This window comes from Herbiconiux sp. (assembly GCF_023264855.1).
Lineage (GTDB): Bacteria > Actinomycetota > Actinomycetes > Actinomycetales > Microbacteriaceae > Herbiconiux.
The window spans coordinates 39,413-49,281 of record NZ_JAHFUW010000027.1 but is presented as its reverse complement, the minus strand read 5'-3'; the positions used below and the strand labels follow the sequence as shown (position 1 = coordinate 49,281).

Sequence of the window (9,869 nt, the reverse complement as noted above, 5' to 3'; positions counted from 1 at the left end):
ACAACACCAGAAGCGCCCCACACCGCCGTGATGGCTGGTGTGGAGCGCTTCTGGTGTCGCGCGTCTATCTGGCTGGTTCGATAACGGTCAGGTCGTCTTCGTCCACCGTCTCTGGCAGCGAGCGGATCTGCACGTAGGTCACTGGGCGCGTCTTTGCGTCTACGGCGCGGAAATAGGTGAAGCCCGGTCCGCTAGTGGCCTGCTTGACGTACTCCTGGGGTGTCCCGTTCTCGATGGTGAGGGTGGTCAGTTGCCCAACTCCGACGCCGTTCTGGATGGCGGCGGCGTAGGTCTCTTCTGTATTCACAATGCTTCCAGTTCGTGTCGTCGTGGGCTCTCATCTTGGCGTGTCGTCGGTGGTGCTGTCTACGATGACCACTGCGCGGGCCGGCGCGCTCCCATCTGAGAGGAGCACCCGTTGGCCCAATGGCACCCCGTCGACAGCCTGCTGCCCGCCGAGCTGATCTTCCCCCGGCCGGGCACGAAAGAGCCGTACGCGATCATCCGTTGGGTGGACGTAATGCTCGAGGGCGAGCCTGTGTCGCGGTGGCGGGTCGTGACCTGGCACTCGGACCCGAACAGACGCCGGCTCCTCAGCGACGGCTACTACCGGGAACTTGAAGACGCGGCGATGGCCGCGCATCGGCATGCGGTCGCAAATGCTGGCAGCAATATCATCCAGACCCGCGGCGCGTCGGTCGACATGAGCCCAGAGAAGGCGATCTACCGGTGAGGGGGTTCACTCGTTAGAGACGTAGGTCACGTCTAGCCCAAGGGCTCGCCAATCGATCGCCGACAGCGCATTGGTGACGAAGTCGGAGATGGTCTGATCGTTGCCTGTCGCTTCGAGCGCCGCGCGGTATCGAGCCGGGTCGACGGTGTCGACTTCGAGAGAGATGGTCACTCGCATCAGGTGCGGGTAGGTCTCTACTCGGTAAGCCGCTTGGGTAAGAGCGCCATTATCTCGGTCTGCCGCTTGATGGCCTCCCGCACGTCTTCGATCGCTTGATTGACCGGGTCATCCGGACCATCAACGACGATGATCGAGCCGTAGGGCTCCATTCCGTGCTTGATCTGCGACTGCGTGATCACTTCGTTGGCTGCTTCCATGCGGCGCGCGTTCTCGTACAAGAGATGGAGGTTGTCGTCCAGATCGCCCTCGTCTGATCGGTCTGTGGTCATGAACGCAGAATAGCCCCCGGCCTCTCCGAAGAGAAGCCGGGGGCTCGGTGGTGATGCGGGTGGGTCAGGAGTTGATCGCGGATTTCGGGATGCTGCCCAGTCCGAACCGGGTGAGGAACGCGTTCACCACCGGGTTGGCCATCAGCCGGGCGACGAGCGCCATCAGCAGCGCCGTCGCGACGACGATGCCGTTGAGGACTACGAAGATCCAGCCGGGGATGACGAAGTCGGCCTGACCCTTCAGGACCTCCAGGACGATGCCGGCGCCGAGGTTCGCGACGGGCACGAGGACGACGAGGGCCTGGACGCCGGTGCGGAGGGCACGCTGGGTCTTGAACCAGATGGTGGGCACGGTGGTGGTGTCGATGTGGGTCACGGGGTCTCCTTGGGGTTGCGGACCTTTACGAGGTCACGGTCGGGGGCGGTGCGAAGAAGGTGTGGCCGCCACTTGCGGAGGCCGAGCAGGATCACCAGGGCGGTGACGGTGTATGCGACGTACGTGTAGGCGATCGCGCGGACGAGCGGCCGCCACGGGAGTACGTCGCCCGGGTAGATCCACCACTCGCGGCCGGTACGGGGGTCGATGAAGAGGCTGATGAACACGAGGCCGACGACGCCGATGAGGGACACGGCGAACCGGAACACGAACTTGCCCGCGGTCGTCGCGCCGGGGTCGAAGAGGGCGTAGTAGCCGACCACGAAGATGACGAGCACGACCGCGATGTAGGCGACGAGCAGGTTCGAGGCCACCCACAGGATCGGGTTGATCTCGGCGAAGAGGTCGGTCATCGGGCCTCCTTGGGGCGCAGGGTGTACTCGAAGTCCTCACCGAAACCGTTCTGGTCCTTCCGGGCTTCGAGCCAGGATGTGAGGGCGTTGACGTGGGGCTGTTGTGCGGCGACGCGTCGCATGGACTCGTCGGCCTGCGCGGTGAGCTCGTCCGGGTCGATGCGCGGGTGCCGCGGCTTGCGGGTGAAGATGCTCACGTGGACACCTCCCCGCGCTTCGGGGTTGTCTCTTCGAAGAAGTGCTTCGTGATCTCGTTGGCCGTGATCAGCTGCCCGTTCTGCTTCGTGAGTTCGACGTTGGCTTCGGCGAGGAGCTTCGCGGATGCCTCGAGGCGTCGGTATCGGGCGCCGGGCACCCATCCTTCGCGGAACGCGCCGAGGACGACGGCGAGGCAGAGCCCGATGAAGAGCGACCAACCGCCGAGGGCCGCCCAGTCGCGCGTAAGTAGCGCGGTAACTGGGTCGGCACCCTCGGCGACGAGCGCGGCCATGATGAGTGCAGTCACCTGCTACCCCCTCTCAGGGTGGAGAGGGTCAGGCTTCTGCCGTGGGAGCGGATGCATCGAGCGCGGGTGTGGGCTCGTCCGTCGGCACCAGGGTGCCGAGGTCGATGGGCTCGCTGCTAGCCGAGACGAGGGTGTGGAGCTTGCCCTGGACCTCGTCCATCAGGAGGGTCCAGTCGGCCTCAGAGCACTCGAGCGCGTTCTCGGGCGCGACCATCTGCAGTCGCATCCAGTTCTCTCGCTCCGCGAGCGATGCGAACGAGTGGTAGAAGCCCTGGTCGGTGTCGATCGCGGCGATCTCGCCGGTCTTGGTGCGGCGGTACTGGCGGGGGCGGGCCTCGCGCCGGATGGCGTTGAGGATGCGCTCCACCTGGGCGTCGTCGTTGCCGAGCGCCGCGAGGATGGCGCGCAGCAGCGGAACGATGGTCTTGTCGATGCGAGTGCCGATGAGCTCCTCGCGTGCGGCGGCGTCGTACATGTCGTCTCCCTGGATCGGTGTTGTGTGTTCGCCTGCGGTGCTGGTACGGCCGAAGACGGCATGGACGACCTTCGAGAAGGCCGAGAAGTCGATGTCGCCGTCGGGGTTGCGGTAGATCTCGTAGTGCCAGATCTCCGATGAGATAGTGCGCTTCATGCCGGCGCGCTCGGCCCAGTAGTCGAGGCGGCTGTAGCTGTCGCAGTCGATGTCGCCGGCCACGCCGACGGTGTGCTTCGAGGCGTACTGGCCGGCGTACGGGTTCGCCGCTGAGGGGGTGCCCTGAGCTCCGCCGGTCGCCACGTAGAGCAGGTACCGGCCGTACTGGTAGCAGACCGTGGAGCGGCCGGAGGCGGTCTGTGAGGCGCTCTGCCCGTTGCGGCCCACGGCAATGTCGGAGAACGAGCCGAACGGGCGCCCAGCCTCGTTCAGGCCGACGTCGACACCCTCCTCGCGCAGCTGCGTGAAGATCCACAGGAGCCGGTAGAGGAGGCTGACAGAGTTCTCGTTGTCGCGGTCGAAGAGACCACCCTCCCACGTGGAGAGGTTGCTGCCGTCGACAAGAGTCATGAGTGCTCCTTAAATACGAATGCCCGCCGAAGCGGGCGATTGTCCGGTCGTTCACGGGTGTCGAATACCGGTAGGGTTCACGAGTGGATAAAGCGGGGGCGCGTCCCAAATTCGAGTTCGCCGATGGGCTGCGAGCACTCGCCGCGCTGACGGTCGCGGTATTACACGCGACGACGTTCACGGGTCACCTCGGCGATGCCGACGAGAACCTGCCGATCATCGCGAAGCTGATGGAGATCGGGAACTACGCGGTGCCCATCTTCATCACACTGTCGGGCTACGTACTGATGCTCCCCGTCGCCCGCACCGCCAACTTCGAGCTTCGCGGCGGGTTCTGGAAGTACATCTGGCGACGAGGGAAACGAATCCTCCCGCCCTACTACGCTGCCCTCATCCTCTTCATCGTGATGATCGCCGTCATCCCCGCGCTGCAGACAGGCCACGACACCGCTTGGGACAACAAGGTGCCGATCACCCCTTGGGGCGTCGTCTCCCACTTCCTGCTGATCCATAACTGGAGGGCCGACTGGATCTACCAGATCGACGGACCCGCCTGGTCGGTGGCGACCGAGTGGCACATCTACTTCATCATGCCGCTGATCCTCCTGCCGCTCTGCCGCTGGCTCAACCCGTGGGTGATGCTGGTCGTCGCCCTGCTACTCGGCCCCGCCCTCTCCTACGCTCTCCCCGGAGTCGGACCAGCGAACTACTGGATGATCGGCCTCTTCGCACTCGGAATGATGGCCGCGCTCTACACCGTCCGTGGGACACCACGCATCCCGTCACACTGGTTCGGATGGGCAGGCATCGGCCTCTTCCTGATCGCCGTCGCGTGGCAGCTCACCTACACTCCACACGCCCGCCACGAGCAGATCATCTCCGACACACTCGCCGGAGCCGGCATCGCCCTCGGCCTCGTCGCAATGGGGCAAACGAAGCTGGCCGGGCGCACCAACCTCGGAGTGCGCATTCTCGAGTGGCGACCACTGGTGTTCCTCGGGCTGTTCTCCTACAGCATCTACCTCATCCACTCCCCGCTTCTCGCTCTGGCGAACATCCTGATGCTGCCGCTCGAGCTCCCCACCCTCGCGAACTGGCTTGTGCTTGTCCTCGTGGTGATCCCGATCGCGGTCGCTGCATCGTACGGGTTCTTCTGGCTTGTGGAGAGACACTTCATCACCAGTCACCAGAAACGCGCACTCGCCGACAAGGCGGGCGAAGACACAATCGTCCGACCAGTTTCAACCCCCTGACAGACGGCGAAGGAGGCTCCGGCCTCGAGGCTTGCCCAACCGCCGCATCAGCGCCGAGCCGGCGGTCTAAGACAGCCCGCATTGCATCGGGGGTGGGGCGACGTAGTAATCGCCGCCCCACCCGTCCTTTCATCCTCGGTACCTTTGCACGGCAGTCACCAAAGGACGGGCACCGGGTCCTTCTCCACGTTCGTGAGCGTCGCCCCCGTCGTCACCACCGTGTCGAGCTGGGTAGGGGTGTCAGCAAGGTCGAAGATGCCCCTCCGGGACTGGAGGTAGCCGCCGATCAGCACCGCGCCAACCGCGACGAGGATCGCCGCACGGTCGCCGACGATGCCCCGCTTGCCGTTGGAAGCGATGATGTTGTCCTTCAGCATCAGCTCCTTGATCTTTGCGCCGTCGGAGGTGCGCAGCCACACACCGGACTTCCCGTTGCGAAGGATCTGGTTCCCCGTGATCATCAGCCCCTCGATGTCCACCCAGGAGGCGGTGATCGCGATGCCATAGGACTTGTTGTCGATGATCTGATTGCCCTGGATGATCAGGTGAAGGTTCCGGCGCACGTTCGGGAAGTCCGCGAGCTTCGCCGTGGAGATCGTGAGGCCGACCCCATCGTTTTCACCCGGGCCGGTGCAGCCCATGATGATGTTGTTGACGATGGTGGTGTTCAGGCCCGGGTACGAATCCGGCAGCGTCGTGACGCTCACCCGCATGCCCCTCGAGCAGCCGACGACCAGGTTGCCGCTGATGAGCGTCCCGTTCGAGCCTGCGTCGGAGATCCCGAAGTAGAACCCGATGATGACGTTGTTCACGATCCGGTAGCCCGGGGTGCCGAGGTCGGGGTTCGCGCCGGTCTGGCCCTCGGTGAAGATCCCGTTGTGCCCGTTCGTGATGTTCGTCGCGGACTGTCGGCCGATGATCGTGTTGTTGAAGATCAACGTCGGCTCGGTCGCGCCCGTCGCCTTCGTGCCCGCACCGATCCCCGACCCGCCCGGCCCCACGCCGGAAGGTGCGAGACGTCCCGGGTAGAGGATCACGTTGTCGTGAATCGAGCACTGGTCGAACGAGTGATCGAACGGGATCGCGGTCGCTGGGGTGTTCCACACGTTCATGTTGTAGATCGAGCAGCGCTGCACGTAGTAGATGTTCAGCGGCTTGATCGCGGACCCGTATCCGCCCGTATGGATGTGAGCCTCAGCGTTGATGCCGAAGTCGTGGAAGTCGGCACCGATCAGCGGGTCGTCCGCTGTACGGCCGGCGCACGTGAGCCAGTCCGACTCACCCGCCACGTAAGGCAGGCCGCCGGTGTCCTGGATGACGTGCACCCACGACCGCTCCCGGCTGGCACCTCCCCAGCTCACGTAGTTCTTCACCTTGAGCGGCAGGGTGACGATGCTCCGCGCTGCGGGGAAGTAGACAGTGCCGCCCTTCGAGAAAGAAGAAAGGCTGACCGCTGCTTCCTGTGCGCGGAAAATGGCCTGATCGTCAGGGGTACCGAAGATCGCTCGGAGTCCGGTGGCGGAGGTGGTCGCGTTGGAGTCGAGGACCGCGGAGCTGCCCGACAAAGACAGGACGGTGCCGATCCACACGCCGTCGTTCTTGTTCGCCAGCACGGGTCCAGCGCCCATCACGGCGACCCGCTTGCCGATGTCCGCCGATGTAAACGCGTAGGTCGGCGACTGGACGTAGGCCTGCCCGGCGTACGTATTCACGTCGGTGAGGTAGATCCCGTCGCACTTCGCGCCGTAATCGCGGATATCGAAGACGGGGCCGATGATTGACCGTTTCGTCTCCGGCGCGAGTCGCACCAACGACGACAGCAGACCATCCGCCCCCAGCGAAGGAAGCTGACGATCTACGGTTCCGGTGGGCGAGTCGTACCAGGCCAGCCACTGCCAGCCGCCGAGCTTCGCCCCATCCTGCAGCGTGCCGTTGGCCCACATGCCGGCGAAGTTCGCCGCTGCATGAGCGGTCTTGACTGCGTCGGCAACCTGCACGAATGCGACCAGGGCTCCGTTGATGCTGAGCGACAGGATGCCGTCGGCACGCGCGTAGCCGAGGTCGACCAGGTCGTTGGCCTTCGGCACCACATTCGTCACGCAGAGCGTGGTGAACGCACCGATGGAGAAGCTAGTGCCTTCCCAACGGGTGAGTGCGTAAACACCGGCCGAGGTGATGACCCACCGGAAGAAACGGACATCGTTGGTCGCGATGCGGCAGCCCACGATGCCACCCATGGAGGACTGCACGCCCGTGGTTGCAAGACCGCCCACGCGCAAACGAGACACCCCGTCACCGGTCCCGACATCGATGAGGGGCATAACGATGGCGGAGCCGCCCGTTGGACGCTGGAAGCCAGGGGTGAGGCTGTTGCCCCACTGACCTCCTGTGCCCGTGGGGAAGCGCACCGAGATCGCTCGAGCATCAGCGCCGGGGCCCGTGATTGCGGCGAGCCCGTTGAACGATGCCGTACCGGCCGCGATCGCCGAAGGGTCGATGGAGTAGCGCATGCCGAAGAGGCGGCCAGGCTGTGACCCGTTCGGCATCGTCACGAGCCCGTCGGCGGTGCCCGGCTGGAAGTAGGCATCCTCGATGATCTGCGCGACGGCGGGATCGAGCTGCGTTTCCAGCGCAGCCGAGACGGCCGTGTCTGCACGGTCGTCGACGACACCGGTGATGATCGTCGTGAGCTCTGGGTCAGAGAGCGCCTCCGACACGAGAGGGTTGACCTCGTCGCGGATCGCCTGCCGAGTCTTCGTGGGGTTCTTGATCAGCCCTTCGGTGACGTCATCGTTTGCGAGCGCGATGCGGCCCTTGCCGACGAGTTGTGCCATGCTCAGGCCTCCACTTCGAACCAGTTATCAGGAGCGTCTTCGGGGGCGGTTGCCCAGTAGATCCAAGTGCCGATCGAGATAGTTCCCATTTCTTTCACCAGTGCGGCGTAGGTGGGCGCGTAGGACCAATACAGCGAGTCCGCGTTGGTGGGGGCATCAAGCAGCTCTTCGAGGGTTCCGCCGCCGAGAGGAACGTGAACCCGCCAGTTCACGAAGTCCTGGGAGATGAAACGGCCGACACCGTTCTGCCACGTGATACGCGGGAAGTAGCGCAGCGACCCGTCCGGGACGCCATAGATCTCGTCAGTGCGCTCGAGCTGCACCGTGAACGCACCCGTCGACTGGGTGACAGTCGCCGGCACCTCCCGCGTGACGAATAGGTGGTCCCCGTGCACACCGTTGCCGGTCGGAACGAACGCCAACTGCAACCCAGGGAGCTGGTCGGTGTTGCGGGCGAATGATGTGATGAACCCGGTCACAGTCTCGAGCGCCAAGAGATCCTCCAAGAGTTAGGTGGTCAGGCTGCGGGGCCTCGGTAGAAGTTGCCGTCTTCATCGACGAGCGCGACGAACATAGAAGTGTCTGACGGCGGGTTTGGCAGGTTCATCGCCTGCAGGCCTTCGGCGGATCTGAGGTCGCCGGCAACCGTGGCGCGCCCGTCCGCGAGGGTGATCATGACGGTGAGATCCGGTGAGATCATGCCGAGGCTGCCCAGGCCAGCGAAGATGCTGCCGGTGGGGTTGAAGTTGATCGCACCGCCACCTACGACAGATGGCTCGAGTGTGATGCCGCCGAGGTCGATCTTGCCGCCGCCCACGACGCGCATGTCGGAAAGGAGAGACACGAGCTCGCGGAGCGTCGTCTCTGCCGTGACATCGAGCGTCTTCGTGATCGCGACATCGCCACCGAACGAGGCGTCCGCTTCGACATCGAGCGTCCCGGTCTCCCCGGTGATGGACACGGGGCCGCGGAAGATACTCGAACCGATCGCGGTGAACGCGCCCGTCAGGTTGAACGTGCCGATCCACTCGAAGACGGCGCCGGCCATGCCCTGCAGCAGGCCGCCGATGAACCGGACCCGCCCTCTGGTGATGGACGCGTTCTCGAGCAGCCAGCCGCCCTCGATGCGGTCGAGGCGGTACACGATCCGCTTGATCCACCCGGCGACATCGGTGAGGTCAACCACTCTGGACCTCCGTCTTGAGCTGGTAGCCGTTCCCGCCGGACACCTTGATGACCCGCAGCGGGTGCACGTCGTCAGGGATCACCGGGTCGCCGTGGGACTCGACCAGCCATCGGCGACCGGGTGCCGCGTGAGAAGGTGGCCAGTCGTCGCTGATAGTGAATGCGCCCACCGACCACTGGGCGATCGGGAGTCGGTTCGCCTCGTAGTAGGTGTCCGTGGCCTGCTGCAGGTCGTCACCGGTCTGATCGGGGAACGACTGCTTGGTGTCACGGATCGGGATGAGGTACGGGGCGCGGCCCTGCCAGCGGGTTTCCTGCTCCTCGCCGGTTCCGTTGCCGACACCGAGTAGGCCAGTGACCTGGCGGCTTCCGCTCTTCCGATAGGTGATTGCGCTGATCGGGCAATCGTCGGCGGCGAGGTTCATGCTGGACGTACCGACCGTGATCGCCTGAGCGACCTCGACCGCGAACCGCACTCCGTCGTCGCTGGTCCGGTAGGGGCGGAGGTAGACCTCGACACCGGCGCGCTCTGAGATCTGCTGGATGACGTCGGAGATGCGGTACTTCTTCAGGAACTCCCACTGCCCCGAGATCGGGCCAGCCTCGGCCCCGGGCACGTCAATCGGGTAGTGCCACTTCTCGTCCCACTGCATCATGCGCGCGAATGCTGCGCCGATCGCTGCGCGCGGTGACTGGTTCGTGACGACCAGCGGGGGAACTTCGTTCCCCGGTTCGGCACCGTCCACGCCGCCGAGGAGCCGCCACTCCGCCTCGGTGATGAGGTCGACGGTGGTGACGGTCACCTTGCCTGTGTCTTTCTCGTAGGCGTAGTCCTCGACCTTCTGCGCGTACATGCAGTGATCGCCCCACCAGCGCGCCAGCAGGCGGTCGTTGGGCAGGAAGAGATCGTCGACGCGCCCGGGCGGCCACGGTGCGTCAGCGTCGTTGACGATGAACGTCTCGGTGGTGGTGCCATCCGGGGCGATCGCGGTCGACCATGCCGAGTCCGCCGGCTCGACAGACGTTTTGTGCGCGCCGGTCTTGGCATCGTGCACGGTCAAGGACCATCCGGCCATCGG

14 protein-coding genes are annotated in these 9,869 nt (G+C 64.9%); 2 read left to right on the top strand and 12 right to left on the bottom strand.

The annotated features are described in order from the left end of the window. Window positions 1–64: 64 nt before the first annotated feature. On the bottom strand, window positions 65–307 hold the full coding sequence (locus Q0D75_RS12190) for a hypothetical protein (protein WP_291053763.1): 243 nt from the start codon (window positions 305–307) through the stop codon (window positions 65–67). 111 nt (window positions 308–418) lie between these two features. Here Q0D75_RS12190 and Q0D75_RS12185 point away from each other — a divergent pair, with 111 nt between their 5' ends. After that, window positions 419–733, top strand: coding sequence for a hypothetical protein (locus Q0D75_RS12185; protein WP_291053761.1), 315 nt, complete (start codon window positions 419–421; stop codon window positions 731–733). Between the two features lie 6 nt (window positions 734–739). On the opposite strand, the gene Q0D75_RS12180 is transcribed toward Q0D75_RS12185, so the two are convergent. The 7 genes from Q0D75_RS12180 to Q0D75_RS12150 all read right to left on the bottom strand — a co-directional run bounded on the left by Q0D75_RS12180 (window position 740) and on the right by Q0D75_RS12150 (window position 3,518). After that, entirely contained in the window at window positions 740–904 is a 165-nt protein-coding gene (locus Q0D75_RS12180) for a hypothetical protein (RefSeq protein WP_291053759.1), read from the bottom strand. Window positions 905–927: 23 nt separating this feature from the next. Then, window positions 928–1,182 (bottom strand): hypothetical protein, encoded by a 255-nt coding sequence (locus tag Q0D75_RS12175; protein WP_291053757.1) that lies wholly within the window; start codon window positions 1,180–1,182, stop codon window positions 928–930. A 64-nt stretch (window positions 1,183–1,246) separates the two neighbouring features. Continuing rightward, on the bottom strand, window positions 1,247–1,558 hold the full coding sequence (locus tag Q0D75_RS12170; protein ID WP_291053755.1) for a hypothetical protein: 312 nt from the start codon (window positions 1,556–1,558) through the stop codon (window positions 1,247–1,249). Next, a complete protein-coding gene (locus tag Q0D75_RS12165) occupies window positions 1,555–1,971 on the bottom strand; it encodes a hypothetical protein (RefSeq protein ID WP_291053753.1) in 417 nt (138 codons plus the stop codon). The genes Q0D75_RS12170 and Q0D75_RS12165 overlap by 4 nt, the downstream gene beginning before the upstream one ends. Then, window positions 1,968–2,168 (bottom strand): hypothetical protein, encoded by a 201-nt coding sequence (locus tag Q0D75_RS12160; protein WP_291053751.1) that lies wholly within the window; start codon window positions 2,166–2,168, stop codon window positions 1,968–1,970. The genes Q0D75_RS12165 and Q0D75_RS12160 overlap by 4 nt, the downstream gene beginning before the upstream one ends. After that, on the bottom strand, window positions 2,165–2,476 hold the full coding sequence (locus tag Q0D75_RS12155) for a hypothetical protein (protein WP_291053749.1): 312 nt from the start codon (window positions 2,474–2,476) through the stop codon (window positions 2,165–2,167). Before Q0D75_RS12155 ends, Q0D75_RS12160 begins: the two co-directional genes overlap by 4 nt. A 28-nt stretch (window positions 2,477–2,504) precedes the next feature. Then, window positions 2,505–3,518 (bottom strand): hypothetical protein, encoded by a 1,014-nt coding sequence (locus Q0D75_RS12150; RefSeq protein ID WP_291053747.1) that lies wholly within the window; start codon window positions 3,516–3,518, stop codon window positions 2,505–2,507. Between the two features lie 83 nt (window positions 3,519–3,601). On the opposite strand from Q0D75_RS12150, the gene Q0D75_RS12145 reads away from it, so the two are divergent. After that, window positions 3,602–4,771, top strand: a complete 1,170-nt coding sequence (locus tag Q0D75_RS12145) for an acyltransferase (protein WP_291053745.1) — start codon at window positions 3,602–3,604, stop codon at window positions 4,769–4,771. A gap of 155 nt (window positions 4,772–4,926) precedes the next feature. On the opposite strand, the gene Q0D75_RS12140 is transcribed toward Q0D75_RS12145, so the two are convergent. Genes Q0D75_RS12140 through Q0D75_RS12125 form a run of 4 tightly spaced genes read right to left on the bottom strand, consistent with a single transcriptional unit; the run spans window position 4,927 to window position 9,866 of the window. Further along, entirely contained in the window at window positions 4,927–7,605 is a 2,679-nt protein-coding gene (locus Q0D75_RS12140; protein ID WP_291053743.1) for a right-handed parallel beta-helix repeat-containing protein, read from the bottom strand. 2 nt (window positions 7,606–7,607) lie between these two features. After that, window positions 7,608–8,099 (bottom strand): hypothetical protein, encoded by a 492-nt coding sequence (locus Q0D75_RS12135; RefSeq protein WP_291053741.1) that lies wholly within the window; start codon window positions 8,097–8,099, stop codon window positions 7,608–7,610. Window positions 8,100–8,122: 23 nt separating this feature from the next. Beyond that, the gene (locus Q0D75_RS12130) at window positions 8,123–8,791 is read right to left on the bottom strand and encodes a hypothetical protein (RefSeq protein ID WP_291053739.1); all 669 of its coding nucleotides are present in this window, start codon (window positions 8,789–8,791) and stop codon (window positions 8,123–8,125) included. Continuing rightward, the gene (locus tag Q0D75_RS12125; protein ID WP_291053737.1) at window positions 8,784–9,866 is read right to left on the bottom strand and encodes a hypothetical protein; all 1,083 of its coding nucleotides are present in this window, start codon (window positions 9,864–9,866) and stop codon (window positions 8,784–8,786) included. Before Q0D75_RS12125 ends, Q0D75_RS12130 begins: the two co-directional genes overlap by 8 nt. Window positions 9,867–9,869: the final 3 nt, after the last annotated feature.